This is a genomic window from Arthrobacter sp. 9V (genome assembly GCF_902506065.1).
GTDB lineage: Bacteria > Actinomycetota > Actinomycetes > Actinomycetales > Micrococcaceae > Arthrobacter.
This window is the reverse complement of record NZ_LR732912.1, coordinates 2,464,444-2,484,622: the sequence shown is the minus strand read 5'-3', so window position 1 is coordinate 2,484,622 and position 20,179 is coordinate 2,464,444. Positions and strand designations below refer to the sequence as shown.

General features: G+C 60.1%; 19 protein-coding genes and 2 pseudogenes. 16 read left to right on the top strand and 5 right to left on the bottom strand.

Annotated features, from left to right (window positions below):
- Positions 1 to 6 precede the first annotated feature (6 nt).
- From BACI9J_RS11585 to BACI9J_RS11535, 11 genes and pseudogenes are all read left to right on the top strand, one after another.
- Positions 7 to 1,098 carry a Glu/Leu/Phe/Val family dehydrogenase gene (locus BACI9J_RS11585; protein ID WP_201296565.1) on the top strand — a complete coding sequence of 364 codons (1,092 nt, stop codon included), beginning with the start codon at positions 7 to 9 and terminating at the stop codon, positions 1,096 to 1,098.
- The gene (locus BACI9J_RS11580) at positions 1,095 to 2,177 is read left to right on the top strand and encodes a thiamine pyrophosphate-dependent dehydrogenase E1 component subunit alpha (protein WP_159734511.1); all 1,083 of its coding nucleotides are present in this window, start codon (positions 1,095 to 1,097) and stop codon (positions 2,175 to 2,177) included. Before BACI9J_RS11585 ends, BACI9J_RS11580 begins: the two co-directional genes overlap by 4 nt.
- The gene (locus BACI9J_RS11575) at positions 2,174 to 3,160 is read left to right on the top strand and encodes an alpha-ketoacid dehydrogenase subunit beta (RefSeq protein WP_159734510.1); all 987 of its coding nucleotides are present in this window, start codon (positions 2,174 to 2,176) and stop codon (positions 3,158 to 3,160) included. Before BACI9J_RS11580 ends, BACI9J_RS11575 begins: the two co-directional genes overlap by 4 nt.
- 13 nt (positions 3,161 to 3,173) lie before the next feature.
- On the top strand, positions 3,174 to 4,481 hold the full coding sequence (locus tag BACI9J_RS11570) for a dihydrolipoamide acetyltransferase family protein (RefSeq protein ID WP_159734509.1): 1,308 nt from the start codon (positions 3,174 to 3,176) through the stop codon (positions 4,479 to 4,481).
- A 43-nt stretch (positions 4,482 to 4,524) separates the two neighbouring features.
- On the top strand, positions 4,525 to 4,764 hold the full coding sequence (locus BACI9J_RS11565; protein WP_159734508.1) for a hypothetical protein: 240 nt from the start codon (positions 4,525 to 4,527) through the stop codon (positions 4,762 to 4,764).
- A gap of 43 nt (positions 4,765 to 4,807) precedes the next feature.
- Complete coding sequence (locus tag BACI9J_RS11560; protein WP_236558668.1) at positions 4,808 to 6,022, top strand: acyl-CoA dehydrogenase family protein; 1,215 nt, start codon at positions 4,808 to 4,810, stop codon at positions 6,020 to 6,022.
- 46 nt (positions 6,023 to 6,068) lie between these two features.
- Complete coding sequence (locus BACI9J_RS11555) at positions 6,069 to 6,824, top strand: SDR family NAD(P)-dependent oxidoreductase (protein ID WP_159734507.1); 756 nt, start codon at positions 6,069 to 6,071, stop codon at positions 6,822 to 6,824.
- Between the two features lie 47 nt (positions 6,825 to 6,871).
- Positions 6,872 to 8,093 (top strand): annotated as a pseudogene (locus BACI9J_RS11550) (acetyl-CoA C-acetyltransferase).
- Positions 8,094 to 8,239: 146 nt separating this feature from the next.
- Positions 8,240 to 9,166, top strand: coding sequence for a methylisocitrate lyase (prpB, locus tag BACI9J_RS11545; protein ID WP_159734506.1), 927 nt, complete (start codon positions 8,240 to 8,242; stop codon positions 9,164 to 9,166).
- Positions 9,163 to 9,607: pseudogene (locus BACI9J_RS11540) on the top strand (citrate/2-methylcitrate synthase); the annotation flags it as partial. The gene prpB and the pseudogene BACI9J_RS11540, both read left to right, overlap by 4 nt.
- Before the next feature lies 1 nt (position 9,608).
- Positions 9,609 to 9,938: aminotransferase class IV (locus tag BACI9J_RS11535; protein ID WP_236558667.1), on the top strand; the 330-nt coding region annotated here is incomplete at its 5' end.
- A gap of 642 nt (positions 9,939 to 10,580) precedes the next feature.
- Here BACI9J_RS11535 and BACI9J_RS11530 read toward each other — a convergent pair.
- Positions 10,581 to 10,862: a hypothetical protein gene (locus BACI9J_RS11530; RefSeq protein WP_159734505.1), complete on the bottom strand. Its 282-nt coding sequence runs from the start codon at positions 10,860 to 10,862 to the stop codon at positions 10,581 to 10,583.
- Positions 10,863 to 11,049: 187 nt separating this feature from the next.
- A complete protein-coding gene (locus tag BACI9J_RS11525; RefSeq protein WP_159734504.1) occupies positions 11,050 to 11,496 on the bottom strand; it encodes a universal stress protein in 447 nt (148 codons plus the stop codon).
- 376 nt (positions 11,497 to 11,872) lie between these two features.
- Here BACI9J_RS11525 and BACI9J_RS11520 point away from each other — a divergent pair, with 376 nt between their 5' ends.
- Positions 11,873 to 12,319, top strand: coding sequence for a universal stress protein (locus BACI9J_RS11520; RefSeq protein WP_159734503.1), 447 nt, complete (start codon positions 11,873 to 11,875; stop codon positions 12,317 to 12,319).
- A 21-nt stretch (positions 12,320 to 12,340) separates the two neighbouring features.
- Here BACI9J_RS11520 and BACI9J_RS11515 read toward each other — a convergent pair whose 3' ends face one another.
- Entirely contained in the window at positions 12,341 to 13,204 is an 864-nt protein-coding gene (locus BACI9J_RS11515; RefSeq protein WP_159734502.1) for a universal stress protein, read from the bottom strand.
- 301 nt (positions 13,205 to 13,505) lie between these two features.
- Here BACI9J_RS11515 and BACI9J_RS11510 point away from each other — a divergent pair, with 301 nt between their 5' ends.
- Entirely contained in the window at positions 13,506 to 14,204 is a 699-nt protein-coding gene (locus BACI9J_RS11510) for a response regulator (protein WP_159734501.1), read from the top strand.
- Positions 14,205 to 14,208: 4 nt separating this feature from the next.
- On the opposite strand, the gene BACI9J_RS11505 is transcribed toward BACI9J_RS11510, so the two are convergent.
- On the bottom strand, positions 14,209 to 15,918 hold the full coding sequence (locus BACI9J_RS11505) for a sensor histidine kinase (protein WP_159734500.1): 1,710 nt from the start codon (positions 15,916 to 15,918) through the stop codon (positions 14,209 to 14,211).
- A 154-nt stretch (positions 15,919 to 16,072) separates the two neighbouring features.
- Here BACI9J_RS11505 and BACI9J_RS11500 point away from each other — a divergent pair, with 154 nt between their 5' ends.
- The 3 genes from BACI9J_RS11500 to BACI9J_RS11490 all read left to right on the top strand — a co-directional run bounded on the left by BACI9J_RS11500 (position 16,073) and on the right by BACI9J_RS11490 (position 19,636).
- Positions 16,073 to 16,543 (top strand): pyridoxamine 5'-phosphate oxidase family protein, encoded by a 471-nt coding sequence (locus tag BACI9J_RS11500; protein WP_159734499.1) that lies wholly within the window; start codon positions 16,073 to 16,075, stop codon positions 16,541 to 16,543.
- A gap of 87 nt (positions 16,544 to 16,630) precedes the next feature.
- On the top strand, positions 16,631 to 17,698 hold the full coding sequence (locus BACI9J_RS11495; RefSeq protein ID WP_159734498.1) for a zinc-dependent alcohol dehydrogenase family protein: 1,068 nt from the start codon (positions 16,631 to 16,633) through the stop codon (positions 17,696 to 17,698).
- A 9-nt stretch (positions 17,699 to 17,707) separates the two neighbouring features.
- Positions 17,708 to 19,636, top strand: coding sequence for a heavy metal translocating P-type ATPase (locus tag BACI9J_RS11490; RefSeq protein ID WP_159734497.1), 1,929 nt, complete (start codon positions 17,708 to 17,710; stop codon positions 19,634 to 19,636).
- Here BACI9J_RS11490 and BACI9J_RS11485 read toward each other — a convergent pair.
- Positions 19,581 to 20,003 (bottom strand): pyridoxamine 5'-phosphate oxidase family protein, encoded by a 423-nt coding sequence (locus tag BACI9J_RS11485; protein ID WP_159734496.1) that lies wholly within the window; start codon positions 20,001 to 20,003, stop codon positions 19,581 to 19,583. The two genes, BACI9J_RS11490 and BACI9J_RS11485, sit on opposite strands and share 56 nt — an antisense overlap.
- Positions 20,004 to 20,179: the final 176 nt, after the last annotated feature.

Here is a 20,179-nt window from a genome sequence, read left to right as displayed (position 1 = left end):
CACCACGTGTATGCGGCGTTATTGATCAAGCCCGACATGGGCAGGGACGGTACCTTCGACGTCGACGTTGATCAGACCAGCGGTCACGAACTCGTACGGATCATTCGTGACAGAGATACGGGACTGAGGGCGATCGTGGCGATCCACGACTCTTCCCTCGGCCCGGCACTGGGGGGAACACGCTTCTTTCCCTACAGGGATGAAAAGGAAGCCCTCACAGATGTCCTGCGGTTGTCCGAGGGAATGACGCTCAAGGCAGCCGCTGCTGGACTTCCGCTTGGCGGTGGCAAAGCGGTAATCATCGGGGACCCCCGGACTGAAAAGTCTCGGGAGCTGCTTGAAGCGTACGGCAGGTTCGTGGACATGTTTGCGGGCGGATACATCACTGCAGGGGACGTGGGGACGACGGCGTCCGACATGGACATCATTGGTTCCCAAACCCGTTGGGTGGTAGGCCGCAACACGGGAGGATCCGGAGACAGCGGGTTTTCTACGGCCTTGGGTGTGTACTCGGCCATGCAAGCCGGCGCGGTACACCTTTGGGGCAGTGCGGGGCTTTCGGGACGCAGCGTCGGTGTAGAAGGTGCGGGAAAGGTTGGGGGCCAGCTTGTCCGTCTGCTCGTGGACGCAGGTGCGAAAGTGGTCCTTGCCGATCGTGACCCCGAGGCGGTGGAGCGCACCGTCCAAGCTAATCCCGGGATAGCCACAGCGTCTGCAGTACTGGATCAGGAAATCGACGTCTACGCTCCTTGTGCTTTGGGAGCCACCCTGAACGAAACGACAATCCCCTCCCTGAGGGCGCGATTGGTTTGTGGTGCTGCCAATAATCAATTATTGACTGCGGAGGGTGAAAGCCAACTCCACTCACAGGGCACCCTCTGGATACCCGATTACGTTGCCAATGCCGGTGGCTTGATTCAGGTCTCATCCGAGGTCTGCGATCCAGGCGTAGAAGACGTAACTACCCGAATTGCAATGATCGGCGCCGCGGTCACCGAGATGCTCAGCACAGCACGGGATGGTTCGAAAACCCCGGCAATGGCAGCTCGGGAAATTGTGCAGCGCCGTCTTGCCGATGCAACAGGAGGCCGCGCATGACTGCCGAACCAATCCAGCTACTAAGCCAGGATGGAAACCTTTTATCACACCCTGATTTGTCTCTTGATCAGGACACCGTAGATGGCGCTGCCCTCTTACGAGACATGATCATGACCCGCAGGGTCGACACCGAGGCAATCGCGCTGCAACGCCAGGGAGAACTTGGACTGTGGCCATCCCTGCTGGGTCAGGAAGCAGCACAAGTAGGAGCCGCCGCCTCACTGGCGGAAAGGGACGTTGTTTTTCCTACCTACCGCGAACACGGTGTGGCGTGGTGCCGTGGGGTGGATCCGGTAAACCTCTTGGGACTCTTTCGAGGCACAACCCTGGGTGGCTGGGATCCCACGGAGAACAACTTCAACCTCTACACACTGGTCATTGGCGCCCAAACCCTTCATGCAGTGGGATATGCGATGGCCATAGTGCGCGACGGGGACGTCGGGACTGGCAATCCTGAACGTGACCGTGCGGTCCTGGTGTTCCTTGGTGATGGGGCCTTGAGCGAAGGAGAAACCAACGAGGCGTTCATCTGGGCTGCGGCCCAGAATCTTCCGGTTGTCTTCTTCTGTCAAAACAATCAATGGGCGATTTCGGCTCCCTACTCTGTCCAAAGCCGGGTTTCCGTCGCACAGCGCGCCCAAGGGTTCGGTTTTCCCGGCATACGAGTCGACGGCAACGACGTCCTGGCATGCCTGGCGGCAACCCGCGACGCAATGGCATCGGCCAGAGCGGGGAACGGCCCAACGCTCATCGAAGCATTCACGTACCGGCGCAATCCGCACACGACCTCGGACGATGACGGACGATACCGCTCAGGCGCAGAAAACGACGTATGGGCATCACTGGACCCAATCGAACGCCTCAGCAACTATCTGACAGCAGCTGGACTAATTGATCAATCGTTTTTAGATCGGATCGCCCAGGAAGAACAGGAATTGGCCGAAAGGCTCAGGGCCGGCTGCCGCTCCGCCAAGGACCCTGCCCCCGATCTGCCCTTTAGAACTACGTACACCGACATCACAGCAGAACTTGAACGCCAAATGAATGACCATAAGGCGTTTGTGGAGGCAGCAGAATGAGCAAGCAGCTGAGCACCATGCCGATCGCGCACGCCCTGAACGCCGGGCTGCGGGAAGCGATGGAAGAGAATGACAAAGTCATGCTGATGGGAGAAGACATCGGCCAATTGGGCGGAGTTTTCAGGGTCACCGACGGGCTCCAAAAGAGCTTCGGCGATCTAAGGGTCGTGGATTCTCCACTGGGTGAAGCAGGGATCATCGGAAGTGCCATAGGTCTCGCAATGGCAGGCTATCGACCGGTTTGCGAGATCCAGTTTGACGGTTTTGTGTTTCCTGCACTGAACCAGATCATTACTCAGCTCGCAAAGTACAGGCACCGATCAGAGGGCAGAGTGAGTCTACCTGTAGTAATCCGTATACCGGTCGGAGGAGGTATCGGCGCGATCGAGCACCACTCCGAGTCTCCGGAAGCCTATTTTGCCCATACTGCAGGCCTGAAGGTGGTCAGCCCGTCGTCGCCGCAGGAGGCATATGACATGATCCGTTTGGCAGTGCGCAGCCAGGACCCTGTGGTGTTCCTCGAACCCAAGCGCTCCTACTGGCTCAAAGGCGAGGTAGACCCAGCCCGGGCGCCTCAGCCTTTGGAGAAGGCAACTGTAGTCCGACCCGGAAATGACTTGACTCTTGTAACCTACGGGGCCCTGGTTCCCGTGGCCCAAAAAGTCGCCGACGTATGCGCCGAAGAAGGCCGCAGCATTGAGGTTGTTGATCTCCGATCACTGTCCCCGATTGATGATGCCACGATCATCGAGTCAGTAGAACGCACCGGTCGTCTGGTCGTCGCCCACGAGGCTTCCCGCACGGCAGGATTGGGCGCGGAGATCGCCGCCCGAGTCCAAGATGCAGCCTTCCACTCTTTGGAGGCTCCAATCATCAGGGTCACCGGTTACGACACGCCGTACCCACCGAGCCGGCTTGAAGAAGACTGGCTGCCCGGGTTCGACCGCATTCTCGACGCCGTTGACCAGAGCTTCAACTACTAACGGAACCGGAACCATGACTATCAAAGAATTTGCCCTTCCGGATGTGGGTGAGGGCCTCACAGAAGCAGAAATCGTAAAATGGTTGGTCAAGAGCGGAGACCATGTCACGGTCAACCAAGCCATTGTGGAGATTGAAACCGCAAAATCGCTGGTGGAACTACCATGTCCCTTCGCAGGAGAAGTCCGCGAACTGCTGGCCGAACAGGGCGAAACAGTTGATGTGGGACGCGCGATCATCAGCATAACGACCTCGTTGACCGAAAACTCCAGCACAAACCAGCCATCCACGGATGCGAAGGAATCTGTGGCCGATGATCGGAACCCGAAGCTGTTGGTGGGTTATGGGGCCCGGGAAACCGTGGCCAAACGACGGCGGTCGCGGACAACGGGACCAGAGAAGCAGTTTCGCCACGCTCCCGCAGTATCAGTGAGCCGGCCCAAAGCAAGCCCGCCGGTGAGGAAGCTGGCGAAAGACCTGGGATTGGACCTTCACACCATCGAACCAACAGGTAACGATGGAATAAGGACCCGCGAAGATGTGCTGAGGGAGGCACACTCGGTCAGCCCATCCAACGCTCCTGCAGTTCAGCCGGCCTCTGCAGGAGCAGTCACCCCCGGCGACATCCGAATTCCCATTAAGGGCGTTCGTAAACACACTGCCGCAGCGATGGTCCAGTCAGCATTCACGGCACCGCATGTCACAGAATTCGTCGCCGTCGATATCACGCGCACTTTGGAACTGAAGGCCGAAATCAGTCGCCGCAGAGAATTCTCAGGAATCAAGCTCACGCCTCTGACCTTCGTAGCCAGTGCCTTCCTGAAGGCACTTCAAAGAACGCCGGAAGCAAATGCCAGCTGGGACGAGGAAGCTCAGGAGATCGTGCAATTCGCGCAAATCAACCTAGGCATCGCGGCAGCCACACCCCGCGGTCTCATGGTTCCCAACGTCAAAGGCGCCCAGCAGATGGGCCTCCTCGAACTAGCGGGAGCGATTGGAGACTTGGCAGCTACGGCCCGTGCGGGCAAAACCGAACCTCAGGCTATGTCCCAAGGCACCGTGACCATCACAAACATCGGCGTGTTCGGCATCGATTCCGGAACCCCCATACTCAACCCCGGGGAAGCTGCGATTCTGGCGGTCGGAACTGTCCGTCGGACTCCCTGGGTTGTGGAGGACGAACGCGGGGAAAGGATCGAACCAAGGTCCATCCTTCAACTGGCTCTCTCTTTCGACCATCGCATCATAGACGGGCAGCAAGGTTCTCAGCTGCTGGCCGACACCGCTGCTCTGCTCCGCGAACCAGGGCTCGCATTTCTATAGAGCACGCCCGCAGCCAACCTGAGAGACATGAGACAGGCCGGACATGGAGACGAACCAAGCCTTCCTGGTCACTGACTGGACCATCCTCATCGGAGCCATGGTTCATGTTTGGCAGGACCGACGCATTCTTCGTATGGGTGTCGTTGAGACAGTTTCGACAGACGGCCGCGTCATCTGGCTCGAGCAGGGGCATGGCTTCGGCCGGCAAGTGGTGGACAAGGGGTCGGGATTCCAGATCCTGATATCCGAACAACAACTCAGATCCATCGGCAAGCTCCAGTAGCACAAATCCACCATTAGCTGACCCTGATAAGAAAAGAGGAAAAATGCCAGTGCTCAAAGAGGCAATGCCGACGGTATGCACACCCACTGCCCAGCATGAGGACCTACCGCCATACCCTGAAGCCGACCTTCTGTTCCTCTCCGACCTCCTCACCTCAGAGGAATACGCCAGGCTCCAGAGCGCACGGGACTTCTTTCAGCAAGAGGTACGGACCCTAGCTGTTGACTATTGGAACAGAGCCGAATTCCCCTTCGAACTCCTTCCCCGTCTTGCCGAACAGCAACTGACATGCCTGAACAGCCAAGGACATTTGCTAGCGGGCTTGATTCAGATGGAATTCGCCCGTGCTGATACCTCCATCTCCACCTTCTTCGGGGTGCATGACGAGCTCTTCACCGCCGCCATCAGGGAACTCGGGTCTGAGGACCATCGCCGAAGAATTCTTCCCGAGCTGCTGTCGCTCAAAAAAATTGGAGCATTCGCCCTCACAGAGCCGCTGCACGGATCGGACATCTCACGGGAAATGCAGACGACGGCGACCCAAGACGGCGGCGATTGGATCTTGAACGGCCACAAGCGGTGGATTGGAAATGCCACTTTCGCTGATTACGTTTTGGTGTGGGCCCGTGACACCGCAGACGGGCAAATCAAGGGCTTTATCGTAGAAAAGGGCACCCAGGGCTTCCATACACAGGCAATCACCAACAAGACCGCCGTTCGGATAATCCAAAACGCCAACATCACTTTGGATAACGTTCGAATTCCCTTCACCAACTGGCTGCCCGGAACAAACACTTTCCGTGACGCCAATTCCCTTCTCCTGCACTCCCGGGTCTGGGTCAGCTGGCAAGCGGTGGGACAGCAGCTTGCAGCATTCGACGTTGCCCGGGCCTATGCCTTGCAGAGGCAACAGTTCGGCAAACCCATCGCGTCATTCCAACTCATTCAGGAACAGTTGGCCAGAATGGCCGGAAACGCCACCATGTCGCTCTCTCTTATGATCCAGCTTGCCCGCCTCAAGGAATCGGGGAGGCTCACCATGGACCACGCGGCTCTGGCTAAGGCGAGTTGTACAGGTCTGATGCGCAGCACCGTTGCACTTGGCAGGTCCATCGTTGGCGGAAACGGAATCAGTACCGACTTTGAGATGGCGAAAATCTTTGCGGACGCCGAGGCCATCTATTCGTACGAGGGAAGCTACGAAATCAACGCCCTCTTGGTCGGCCGGGCGGTAACCGGGATCTCCGCATTCGGCTGATACCCCCGCGACCTACTTCAGCACACCCCAACGGAGGAGCACCTCAATGGAAATCAACAACACCGCAGCAATCGTCACCGGTGGCGCGTCTGGACTGGGCGCGGCAACCGTTCGTGCACTGGCCCTGAATGGCTGCTCGGTATTCGCCGTGGATCTGGAGGAATCAATCCAGAACGCTGAGCCCGTGGCCGGCGTGGAGTACCTCGCCGCCGATGTCACCGACCCAGGACAGGTCCGCACTGCCATCGTGAAGGCATCAGCCGGACTCCCTCTCCGGACGGTTGTCAACTGTGCCGGGATCTTGCCAACAATGCGAATCCTCGGCAGCAAAGGAGTCCATGACTCCGCGCTCTTCATGAAAGTTGTCCAAATCAACCTAGTGGGTTCGTTCAACGTTCTGTCGGCCGCAGCTGAAGCAATCTCGAAGACGGCCGCCGATGAGCAAGGACAGCGCGGTGTCATCATCAACACGGCCTCGATCGCGGCGTTTGAAGGGCAAATAGGCCAATCCGCCTATGCCGCATCAAAGGCCGGAATCGTGGGCCTGACCTTGCCTGCTGCGCGGGACCTGGCTCCGTTCGGCATACGAGTGAACACCATTGCACCGGGCATTGTTGAAACCCCCATGATGGCGTCCGTCAGCGAAGAGGTGCGCAAAGGCCTCGCCGCAGACGTCACATTCCCTAAACGGTTGGCCCGCCCCGAGGAATTTGCCCAGCTCGCCCTATCGATCATTGAACACGACTACCTCAATGGGGAAACCATCCGCATGGACGGCGCCCTGCGGATGGCATCCCGCTAAACGAGAACTCCATCCCGGACGCCCACGACTTATCCCGAAGGACACACATGAACAAGCACTCGCCAGTAAAACACATCCCGCCACGACCGGACGACGTGGTGATCGTAGGGGGAGCCAGAACCCCACACGGCAAGCTAAACGGCCAACTGGCCAGCCTGACAGCCGTAGATCTCGGCGCGGCTGCCGTCAGCGGGGCACTCGAAAAGGCAGGAATCGATCCCTCTTTGGTTGACGCAGTCGTGATAGGGCAAGTAGTCCAAGCCGGCTCAGGTCAAAACCCCGCCCGCCAGACATCGCTCAAAGCCGGCATTCGGCCCGAAGCGCCCGCAACGACCGTGAACAAAGTATGCCTTTCGGGTCTTACCGCCGTTATTGACGCCGCCCGCCTTATCCGTGCCGGAGACGTCCAAGTGGTAGTGGCAGGGGGACAGGAGTCCATGACAAGGAGTCCGCACCTGCTGCCGGGGGCACGCCAGGGTTGGCTCTACGGTCAGGGGATCATGGAAGATTCGCTCGTTCGGGATGGGCTCAGTGACGCCCAGGAGGCCGTCTCCATGGGGATTCTTACGGAGCGCGGAAACGAAGTTCACGGAATTGAACGGCTCGAGCAGGACGAAGTGGCAGCGGCTTCACACCGGCGAGCCGCCCAAGCTGCCCAGGGAGGGGTCTTCAACGACGAGATCGTTCCCATCACCGTCAGGCCAAAAAAGGAAGAGCCCCGAGTCCTCAAGCATGACGAGCAGGTGCGCCCCGCCACGGACGTGGAGACCCTGGCCAAACTCCCTCCAGCTTTCGACGCAAATGGGAGCATAACAGCGGGCAATGCTTCCCCACTCACCGACGGCGCTGCAGCCGTTGTCCTCACCAGCCGGGCAAATGCGGAAACTCCTCAACTGCCAGATACTTGCAGTTGTGGGCGCTCCCGGCCAAGTGGCCGGTCCAGACAACTCTCTGCATTCCCAGCCAGCACATGCCATCTCATCCGCACTGGCCAAGTCGGGGTGGACAGTAGAGCAACTCGATTTCATCGAGATCAACGAGGCTTTCGCGGCTGTCGCTGTGCAATCCCTCAAAGAACTGAACATTCCCTTGGACCGCTGCAACATACACGGCGGAGCCATCGCGCTGGGCCACCCAATCGGCGCGTCCGGAGCGCGGATTGCGCTGCACGCAGCAAAAGAGCTGTTCCGCCGCGGCACAGGAAGGGCAGTAGTGGCCCTTTGCGGCGGGGGTGGCCAAGGCGAAGCACTTCTGCTCTACCGAAACTAGTCGTCCCGGCTCTGAGGAACACCCGTCGGGCATCCGAGCGCGCCAAGTTCTCCGTCCGCCAATTCCAGGATGAATTGATGACACCAACCTATGAAGTCCGCGTTGACAAGAATTGCTTCGTGGCAGCTCCGAAGGGACTGTTCTAAATGCTGTACTCCAAAGTCACTCCGGAGCAGAAGCGCGTAAAGCTGCGGGAATTGCTGTCTTCAGGGATAGTGCAGCAGTTCCCCGGTGCGTTCAATCCGCTCTCGGCACGGCTGATCGAAGAGAAGGGCTTCGCCGGGGTCTACATCTCCGGCGCCGTCCTGGCCAACGACCTCGGCCTCCCGGACATCGGCCTGACCACCCTGACCGAGGTAGCTACCCGGGCAGGGCAGATCGCCCGCATGACGGACCTGCCCTCCCTGGTGGACGCAGACACCGGCTTCGGTGAACCCATGAACGTAGCCCGCACCATCCAGGAACTCGAAAACGCCGGCCTGGCCGGCTGCCACATCGAGGACCAGTTCAACCCCAAACGCTGCGGACACCTGGACGGCAAAAACGTGGTGGACATCGACACCGCCACCAAACGCATCCGCGCCGCAGCAGACGCCCGCCGGGACCCGAACTTCCTCATCATGGCCCGCACCGACATCCGGGCAGTCGACGGAATCCAGGCCGCGCAGGACCGCGCCAAAGCACTCGTAGACGCCGGCGCCGACGCGATCTTCCCCGAAGCCATGCGCGACCTGGACGAGTTCCAGGCCATCCGCGACGCCGTGGACGTGCCCATCCTGGCCAACATGACCGAGTTCGGCAAAAGCGATCTCTTCACCGTCGAGCAGCTCCAGGGTGTTGGCGTGAACATGGTCATCTACCCCGTCACCCTCCTCCGCATTGCCATGCGGGCGGCAGAGGGAACCCTGAACACCCTCAAGAGGCTGGGTACTCAAGAGGTACGCGTCGGCGAAATGCTCACGCGTGCGCGCCTCTACGAACTCGTCGACTACGAGGCCTATAACCAATTCGATACCGGCGTATTCAACTTTGAAGCGCCCTCGCTCTTCACAATGACAAAGGAGTCACGATGACCATTCAGCAGGAAGTAGTGCAAGCGCCCGAAGTTCGTAGAGGATTGGCCGGCGTTGTGGTGGATTACACCGCCGTCTCGAAGGTCAACCCGGAGACCAACTCGCTGCTGTACCGCGGCTACCCGGTCCAGGAATTGGCCGCCAAGTGCAGCTTCGAAGAAGTGGCGTACCTGCTGTGGAACGGCGAACTGCCCAACGAAACCCAGCTCGCGGAATTCGCGGGCCGGGAACGCGCAGGCCGCGCCCTGGACCCCGTGGTCAAAACGGTCGTGGACGCCTTGCCCACCACCGCCCACCCCATGGACGTCTGCCGCACGGCTGCCTCCGTGCTCGGCGCCCGGCACGAACTGGCCGAGGATTCCTCGCCCGAGGCAAACATGAAGAAGGCAATCGACCTCTGGGCTGCCATGCCCGCAGTGGTCGCCTACGACCAACGCCGCCNACCCCGGCCCTGAGCGGGACCATCCTTGAGGGCGTCACACGCATGTCCGTCATCCAGGTGGCCAAGGACATGGGCCGCGAAGTCACCGAGCGCAAGATCACCCTCGACGAATGGCGCGACGGCGTGGCATCCGGTGAGATCACCGAGGTCTTCGCATGCGGTACGGCAGCAGTGATCACGCCGATTGGTGTGCTCATGGACGCCACCGAATTCATTGGTTCCGAGGATGCGAAGGCCGGGGAAACCACCATGGCCATCCGCGCCCAGCTCCTGGGCATCCAAACCGGAACCGTCGAGGACACCCACGGCTGGCTGACCCGCCTGGTCTAAGTTTCGGCCCTTGTTGGGGTTGGGCTACAAGGTGGTGGAGAAAGGTGCTCTCAGATTCTCTTCGGAGTTGCCATAGAACGTGTTGAAGACATCCTCCGTGCAAGCCGTGTCAACTCGGCATTCTCGATGCCAAGTACAGATAAGTGAGTAAACCCAATGAAGAAGCGCGCATTTCGTCGAGCCCTAACCGGTGAACATTGTCCTGCATCAGGCTGGTGGTCCCCGGGTGACAGTATGAGCCCTGCGCTGTTTGTGAGCGAGGGCACCTTGATGCCAACTTCAAACGATGAACCCGCTATCTGGCACCTGGTGACTGTTCCGCGAACAGCCAATGCCAGGTGGCTAGACATATCTGGCGAGTCGACACGACGCGTCCGCAGGAACAACGACGTGTAGTTTTGCCTCGTCTAACGCTCAGGCATTTCCTCTGACTCGTCCATTTTCAACTCGTCAGTAAGCTTCCACGTGGGCGCGAACGTTGCAGTCGTCGGGCTCGTCGAGGGCTACGGATCCGGGGCTGACGCGAACGTGCACGGCGGACTCCTTCCAATCGGCAGTGAAAATTATTTGCTTGTTTCCACTATGCCGAGAGGCGGGAAGCGTCAGGAAGACGAGCTTTTGGATAGCCGGTATTGCTGAGATTTATGCCTTACTGGAAGGTTCCTGAATACTGGCCATAAGGTAGGACGTCACCATGCCCGTCAGCTTTTCCGAGATCTCCGGCCACTCCAGCTTTCCGCTTCCTTCCATGGTGCTTCCCAAACCAAGCCTTCGCGCGATGACGCTGTAGGAAACGTTGAAACACCAGTCAATCTCATCCTGCCCAAGGTACGCGCCAGTCCATTTGCGCAGCACGGCAGCGAAGTTCCCTGCGTGTACCGCATGGGATGCTGCACCTCTTTGCGAGACGGTTTCATCGTTCATGGCTCGGAGCATGAAGGGGCGAAGAGGCGCCAACAATCGTCCGGTTCGATTACTTCTGCCTCAGGAACCGTGTTTTTGTCGGTCATGTGCAGATCCTACGGCCGCATTCCGGCCTCCAACAGTGCCCAAAGGCCCGGCAACCAGTCGCCCTCGAACTGCTGGTTGGGACATCCTCCTGGTGGTCATCTCAATGGCCCTTTTCGGGGGAGTGGACCACCAGGACCGGGCAGTGCGCGTGCGCGACGCAGGCCGAACTGACCGAACCCAGAAGAAGTCCCCCAAAACCACCGTGACCGCGTCGGCCTACCACCAAAAGTGAGGCATGCTTGCTGCCTTCAACGAGCCCTGCACGGGGCGAACGTTGGAGCAGCCGGGAACTGACGTTCCTGGGCTTCTCCGTACCGAAAGCCTCCACCACGGCCTTATCGAGTTGCTCCTCGGCATCATGGGCAAATCCATCTATGCCCATGGCCAGATATCCCTCGTATCCCAAGGGCATCTCCCAGCACCCCCACGCTTCAAGCGGTGCGTTGAGCGCCACTGCAATACGCTGTCCTTGGCGTAGCGCCTCCACCGATGCTTGGGATCCGTCGACGCCAACAATAATCTTGCGGGGGTCAAGCAAGCTTGCCATCATGTGCTCCTCTGGTTTCCGTATGCTCTGGCGATGGCCGAGGGTTACTCAGCCCATGCAGTTGGGCGGGAATCTCTCCGGTGGCGGGCGTTTGTCCGAACGCGTGGACTCCTGTGGCGGGAGCGGTCACCCTCCTGCCTACCCTCCAGCATGCGTGTCGCAGGAAACAGGGCCGAAAGTCACGGTCACGGCTGCCGGCGTTGAACCTGCCGGCGCCGTTCTACAGGAAGCGGGGTAGGAAGCCTGCTGATTTCAACCAAGGTCAGGTCCGTGGTTGGGGGATGGGCTTCGGGAAATGTGACCTTCGGCCCTGTTTGATGTTGTTTGTTCACGCCATTCTGGCAGGAAGGAACGTCACAGCTGCTAGGAGGACGGCATGGACCAGGACAGGTCATGGGGCAAGATTGTTGTGGGTGTGGATGGTTCGGACGCGTCCATCGAGGCGCTCCGGGAGGCCCGGCGTCTTGCCGTCCCGTTGGGCGCAACGGTTGAGGCCATTGCGTATTGGGATTTCCCGCCGGTCTACGAGGGCTATCTGGCCGTGGGTGTCACGGGTTTTGAGGAAGCTGCCGGGCAAGTGCTGAAGGAGTCGGTCGAGAAGGCTTTCGGCATTGAGGTGCCGGACAACGTGGTCTCCCATTTGGAACAAGGCCATCCTCGGCAAGGACTGATCAAAGCCAGCCGCGGAGCGCAAATGATAGTCGTCGGCAGACGCGGCCACGGTGGATTCGGTGGTCTACTGATGGGATCGGTCAGCTCCGCCTGCGTCGCTCACGCACATTGCCCGGTTCTTGTAGTGCATACCCCGGAAAAGGAAGCATGAAATGACTGCCCGGCGTTGCTCTCAGTCGGAGTGCTTGATCGGGCTGATCCGCGCAATAATCGTAGGACACGGCAATTTGGTGAGAACCGCATGCGCTGTCGAGCCCAACAAGAGCCGTTTGAAACTTCCCCGTCCACGGCTGCCGACCACCAGCAACTGTGCAGTGGCCCCGGCCGCGAGCAATGCTTCCGCGGGCCGTTTGTGAGTGTCGAGGACCCGATGCACCACCAAATCCGGGTATTTGTCCGCCAAGCCGGCGACGGTCTCGGCCAAGACTACGCGCTCCTCTTCTGTGATGACCTCGAAGTAGTTGGTGTGGGGAACACCGCGGGTAACCCAAGGTTCCGGCGTGAGGAAGGCATGGAGAACAGTCAGCTCCTGGCCTTGGCGGTCGGCCTCGGCCGCGGCAAACGCGACGGCCTGTGTGGACTCTTCGGAACCATCCACGCCCACCACGATCCCTTTGCGGTTAGTCATGTCGTGCTCACCGACAACTGCGACAGGACAATGTGCAACGGCAGCAACCTGTAATGCACGATCGGTCAGGGAGCCGCCGGCCCAACCATGGCCGGAACCGATGACCACCATGGCTGCCTTTTTAGACCTTTTGCCCAATGCATATCCGACTCCGCCCGAGACGAGATCGGTGGTCACTTTGACGGTAGGTTCCATCTTGGCGGCCCGGTCCCTTGCAGCAGCAAGAAAGTTGACGCCGGATTCCCGGATCCACTCGTTGTACCCCACGGCGTCGTACACCCACCGGTCGTCCACTGCATGGACAAGCAGTACCGGCAGCCTCAGGGTGGCTGCTCGATGCATGGCCCACCCCATGGCAGCCTCGCTGCTGGGGGAATCGTTGACGCCGACGACGATTGCTTCATTCATGGCTGGGCCCGTTCTTCGTTGATGGGTTCCCCGGACGTCGGCCGGGGCCTTGTTGCCAGTTTGTACCGGTTACCTAGGGCAGGTAAGGGTCGAAAGTCCTTGCTCCGGTCCGAACCACCTCGGCCCCGATCATGATGTCCAGCCCAGACCCTCACGAAAGCACTTCCCGACGTGGCCTGAAGTCCCACTAGCGGCAGGGTCCTTGGGCCCTTGTGGGCAGGGCCGGCAGTCAGCAAGAATTTGGAAGGGCCACAATACGAGCTCTCGATATCGCGGCTATCCGCCGCCGGACAGGAGAATCATGGATCGCCCGGAAACAGCAGGCCAGGCCACAGGCGTTTTCCCCGGAGAGCCAATCCGCATTTTCATCCTCGACGACCATGAGTTGGTTCGTAGAGGCCTCCAGGAACTTTTGGAAGGCGAAGGATTCGTGGTCGTCGGCATGTCCGGTTCGGCGGAAGAAGCGACCCGCCGGATTCCCGCATTACGTCCCGATGTAGCTGTTCTGGACGCCCGGTTGCCGGACGGCACCGGAATCGAGGTATGCCGGGACGTTCGCTCCATCGACCCTGCAGTGAATTGCCTGATTTTGACAAGCTACGACGACGAACAAGCCCTCCGCGCCGCTGTCCTTGCGGGGGCCGCAGGCTACGTACTGAAGGAAATTGGGGGCACAGACCTCCTCGGCGCCATACGAAAAGCCGCAGGCGGCGAGTCGTTGTTCGACGAAGCTGTCAAGACGAGAATCATTCAGGGCCTCACGGCTCCAAAGAGGGAAGATCCCAGAACGGCATCCCTCACGCCCCAAGAGCGACGGGTCCTTGAATATGTTGGACAAGGTATGACCAACCGCCAAATCGGCGAGGATATGCTCCTCGCAGAAAAAACGGTCAAGAACTACGTCTCATCCCTGCTGGCCAAACTCGGATTTGAGCGCAGAACCCAGGCGGCGGTGTTCATGGCTCAAACACCTGGAGAGGATGCCGGTTCCCTGCGCTGAACGATCAGCTGAGCGGAACACACCATCTCACGGATGTCCCGTTGCCAGGCGTGCTGACGATGGTACTGGTGCCGTTCATCTCCAAAGCACGTCGGGCTAAGTTGGCCAGACCGTTTCCCGGGGCAGGCTCCACAAACCCGCATCCGTCGTCCACGACTTCCAGGTTCAGGCGTCCGTTGGCCACTGATACGGAGACATTGATCGATTGAGCTCCTGAGTGGCGCACTGCATTGCTAAGGCTCTCAGACAGGACGGCCAGCAGGTGTTTGATGATGGCGTCGTCATCTACCGAGTCAACGGGGCCAGCCAACGTTAGATGTGGCGCGTAGGACAGGGACTGGGCAGCGGTCTGGATGGACTGGAGGATGCGGCCGCTCAACGGCTCTCGTTCACGGCTATTGTCCTGCAGTGAATAGATGGTGTTCCGGAGGTCGCGGATGCTTGTGTCCAGTTCTTCCGTGACAGCGTCAATCCTGCTCAAGGCAGACTCGCCGGTGGTGAAATGCCGTAGGCTTTGAACGCTCAGTCCAGCTGCGAACAGACGTTGTATGACCAGGTCGTGGAGATCCCGGGCGATCCTGTCCCTGTCGGAGAAGACCACTACTTGTTCCCGTAGCCGGTGAATCCGTTCCAGGGCCAGTGCGAGGGCAACGTGCGAACCGAAGACCGCCCCCATTTCAGCATCGGTCTTTGAAAAACAGCCGGTACCGGGATCGCGGGCAAGGACCAAGAGGCCGTGGTGGGCTCCTTGGGCGCTGAGGTCGATGATCAAGAGTTTGGCTGCGGCTCCTTCACGAGCAATGCCGAGCAGTTTCGGGGAATCATCAAGGCATACTGGCTTCCCGGTGCTTGCAACTGCCTGGACTTCGGGGGCTTCCATATCCAAGGACACGCCAGCGAAATCGGTGCTGTGCGCTCCGGCGGTGCCGGCAACTACGTAAGTACCATTCGGGGATGGAACAAGGATCAAGGCCAGATGGCTACCTGACTCCCGGAGGGCTCTCGCCGCGATCAGGTCCAGAGCCGAGTTCTCAGCCTGGTCCCTTTGCTCGCCGCCCAGCATTCTTCCTGTAACGTCCATGCAGGCTTCCAGCCAGGATGCCCGTCGCCTTGCGTCTTCATACAGCCGGGCATTCTCGATTGCCACCCCGGCCGCTGCAGCCAGCGCCACGGCCAGGTCCTCATCTTCGGGAGTGAAGTCCCCGCCACCTTCCTTTTCGGTCAGGTATAGGTTGCCGAACACCACGTCCCTTACCCGTACCGGAACCCCAAGAAATGACTTCATGGGTGGGTGGTGTCGCGGAAATCCATAGGCTTTAGGGTGGTGGCTGAGATCGTGGAGGCGCAGCGGTGCCGGCTCGCTGATGAGCAGTCCGAGGACGCCGTGGCCAGTAGGAAGCGGGCCGATGCGTTGAGCGAGCTCGTCGTCTATGCCCACGGTGATGAAATGACTGAGGGCGTTGTCCTCGCCAAGGACGCCCAAGGCCCCATAGCGGGCCTGAAGCAGCTGGCAGGCGGAGGTCACCACGCGGTTGAGCACCGCTTCGAGACTCAGGTCCTCTGCTACGGCGACAACTGCTTCGAGTAGACCCCGGGTTCTTTCCTGTGCCTGCAAAAGTTCCCCGGCGCGGCCAACGAAGTCCTTGAGGAGGTCTTCAATCCGGATCCTCGGTACAACGTTGGGCTGCGGCTCAGGTGTTTCCGAGTCGTTCACAAGTTCCTTTCGAAGAATGCTGGAAATCCTGCGACGGACCCTAAGGGCTCCTTGCTGCCAGACTACTCTGGCACTTCTGAACGGGCCATGGCCCCGAGTGTGTGTAGGCCTTTGTGCCCTGTTGCCCTGGCGCCACCGGACTTACGGTCAAACCATGACGAACAAACTCACAGTGCCGGAAGCTGAGGTCCTGGACAACAAGCAGTGTTGGGAACTGCTGCGCAGTGTCTCCGTGGGCCGGCTCGCAGTCTGGGCGCAGGACCATCCCGACATCTTTCCCATCAATTACAAAGCAGATCACGGCACGCTGGTCTTCCGCACCGGCGAGGGGAGTAAGCTCCACGCTGCCCTCAGCGATATCCCGGTAGCGTTGGAAGCCGATGGAGTAGACCAAAATTCCGGTGTCGCGTGGAGCGTGGTGGTCAAAGGATCAGCAGAGAGCATCAAACTGACCCAAGAAGTGCTGGACACCGCTGGTCTGTTGCTTTTCCCGTGGCAGGCGGGGCGGAAGGATCATTTTGTTCGGATCGTTCCTACCTCTTTGACTGGTCGCCGCTTTGAGGTGACTCCACCGTTGACATGGTGGAGTCCGCTCGACGATGCCACCCGGGCAGGTTTGGAATGACGTCCAACCCGAGTGCCGCCGTCGAACGGCAGTGCCATCACGTACGCCCGGTGTTTCAGCCAGGCACTACAAGGACGGACTAACACAATGAAGGCACTCGTCTACGGTGGCCCCGGCGAAAAGTCCTGGACAGAGGTTCCGGATCCCGTGATCCTGCATCCCACCGACGCGATCGTGCGCATCGACACCACCACCATCTGCGGTACGGATTTGCACATCCTCAAGGGGGATGTCCCGGCTGTCCAGCCGGGTCGCATCCTCGGGCACGAGGGAGTGGGGACCGTCACCGAGGTTGGAAGTTCGGTCAGTTCACTCAGCCCTGGGGAACGGGTCATCATCTCCTGCATCAAGTCATGCGGGCATTGCGGCAATTGCAGGAAAGGACTGTTTTCCCATTGTCTTGGTGATGAAGGACAAGCTGGAACCGGCTGGATCTTCGGCCACCTCATTGACGGGACGCAAGCCGAATTCGTCCGGGTTCCCTATGCGGAGAACTCCCTGCACAAACTTCCTCACGGCGTAACGGATGCCGAAGCCGTGATGCTTTCCGACATATTGCCCACGGCCTTCGAAATCGGCGTCCAGGCCGGGCACGTGGTCCCGGGTGACGTCGTGGCGATCGTGGGGGCGGGACCCATAGGCCTGGCGGCCATGGCAACAGCCGGACTGCACGGCGCAGCCACCGTGGTGGCCATTGATCCGGACGAGGGCCGCCTCGCCAAATCCCGCGGCTTCGGAGCCACGCACACGGTCAATCCCAGCAACCCCGAATGGATGGCGGACGTTCTCGCCCTCACTGATGGCGCCGGGGTGGACGTGGCCATGGAAGCCGTCGGAATTCCGGAGACCTTTGACATGGCCCTGCGCCTGGTCCGGCCGGGCGGGCACGTAGCCAACATCGGGGTCCACGGAAAACCCGTCCAGCTGCCCCTCCAGGATCTGTGGATTCAAAACATCAACATCAGCATGGGACTGGTCAACACCAACACCACTCCGATGCTGCTTCGCTTGGTGGCCCAACACAAGCTGCCCGCAGATAAGTTCGCTACCCATCATTTCGAGCTCGAGCAGATCATGGACGCCTATGACACGTTCTCGCGTGCTGGGGAAACGGGCGCCCTGAAGGTGGTTCTGAGCCGAACCTCTCATGACTGATCCGCGGACATGAGACATCATCTGCTACAGCTGGCTTCGCGTTTTCCTTTAGTGACAGCAACCTTGGTGGTGCTGATCGCCGTCGCGGTCCTGACAGTCGTCGGACAAATTCCGCCAGCCCAAGGGTTGGCGAGTATCTTTGCCCTCAGTGTTGCCCTCTATCGGGCAGGGACAATGATCAAAGGACTCCTGCACGGACGCTGGGGGATAGATCTCCTGGCCGTGATGGCCATCTGTTCGACTGTTGCGGTGGGTGAGTACCTGGCATCTCTGATTGTGGTGCTGATGCTGACAGGCGGCGAAGCTCTGGAACAATTTGCCCAAGGCCGCGCTACCAGGGAGCTCCGTGCACTTCTGGACCGGTCCCCGCGGAACGCACACCGCGAACGGCCCGGGATGCCCGTGGAAGATATCTTGGTGGGGGCGGTGGCGCGGGGGGACGTGCTGTTGGTCAGACCGTCAGAGTTGGTTCCGGTGGACGGTGCCTTGCTGTCCGACGTCGGAATCTTCGACGAGTCAGCGCTGACCGGCGAAAGTTTGCCAGCTGAGCGAACCAAAGGCGACCTGCTGCTCAGCGGCTCGATCAACGGGGCCGACGCCGTACGAATGAAGGCCACCGCAACTGCGGCAGATTCCCAGTACAGCCAAATAGTTGCCTTGGTCCAGGAAGCTGCCGCAAGCCGCGCACCGACGGTACGGCTTGCCGACAGATATGCTGTGCCGTTCACGCTGGTTGCCTTGGTGCTGGCTGGCGCTGCGTGGTTCTTCAGCCAGGATCCCGGACGGTTCGCTGAGGTTCTGGTGGTAGCTACCCCCTGTCCTTTGCTGATAGCGGCACCTGTCGCGTTTCTTGCAGGGACCAGCAGGGCCGCCCACGCCGGTATCATCATCAAAAACGCGGGGACCCTTGAGCAACTCAGCAGAGTCAGGACCGCCGTTTTCGACAAGACGGGGACCCTCACCCAAGGCAATCCTTCCCTGGCCGGAATCCGGGTGGCCCCTGCCTCGAAACTGTCCGAAGACAACTTGCTCCAGTTGGCGGCCTCCGCCGAGCAGTATTCCACCCACGTCCTGGCTGCTTCAGTCATGGCAGCCGCCAGGGCGCGGGGTCTGGGGCTTGTACCGGCAACGAGCGCGAGCGAACATGCAACCAACGGGGTGACGGCGGCCTGCGGAAACCACCACGTGGTGGTGGGAAAGCCTGCTTACGTCGGCTCCTTGGTGACCGGCTTCGAGAAGATGCCACTGCCTGGAGGCCATCTCGGGATTTACGTCGGCGTGGATGGCCGGTTCGCCGGCACGTTGATCATGAGCGATCCGTTGCGGCGCAATGCGGAGGCAACCCTGACGGAGCTTCGGAGGCTGGGAGTCGTGGAGACCATGCTCCTGACCGGAGACTCTGCAACGACAGCCCAACACATCGCGGCGGAGGCGGGCATCAACAACGTCATGGCCGAATGCCTGCCTGCTGACAAAGTCACTGCCATAGCCGCTGTTCGGCTCAGGCCAGTGATGATGGTGGGCGACGGCGTCAACGACGCTCCGGTACTGGCAGCGGCCGACGTCGGCATCGCCATGGGTGCCAAAGGCGCCACTGCGGCCAGCGAGTCGGCGGACGTGGTGATTATGGTTGACGATCTGTCCAAAGCCGCGGTGGCTGTTGGCATCGGGCAGCGGACTCTTCGCATCGCCCGAACCAGTATCTGGACTGGGATACTGCTGAGCCTCGGCCTGATGGTGATGGCCTCGTTAGGCATGATTCCGGCCGTCGCCGGGGCGCTGCTGCAGGAGCTGGTGGATCTTGCCACGATTCTCAACGCCCTGAGGGCTTTAGGTCCCGGACGGTCTGTTGTGCCAGTGCACGCTGCGGACGGCCATGGGGTCAATACCGTTCCGGCTCATCACCGAGTTCAAAGTGGCGGCCATGGACCCGGGTAGGGGTGATCTCCACGTAGGTGTATTTGCGCGTCGGAATCCACGGCTTCAAGGGCAGCTTGTCCGCTTCGTCGATCTCCGATTGTGACTCGATCACCCTGGCGGTCCCCTTAAGGACAACACTCCAGGCTTCGGCGTCGACGATCTCCTCAACTTCGAAGGCAACCTTCTCATTGACAGTGAGCTCAGCGAGTTTGGTTCCCGGATTCGTCCTGACCAGCAGCCGCTGGTTGTGGGCGATGAAGTTCAGTGGGTAGATGTCCGGTTCACCAAGGACGCTGACTGCCAAACGACCATGTTGGTTTCGTTCCAGAACCCTCCATGAGTCGGCTTCGGACAGGACGGTTCCGGGGCGTTCGTCGGTTTCCATGGTCTGTGTCTCCTGGGTGCGGTGGCTGCTTGCGAATCGCCGCGTTGCCGTTGGTTTCGATGCTCCCGAGCCTATGACCGGCTCCCCGCCACCAACAGAGTCCAAGGTCCCGAGAGGAAACGTTGCCACCATGACCTTTGGCTCTGGTCTTGAGGGCCCGCTGGGTGGAACCTGAA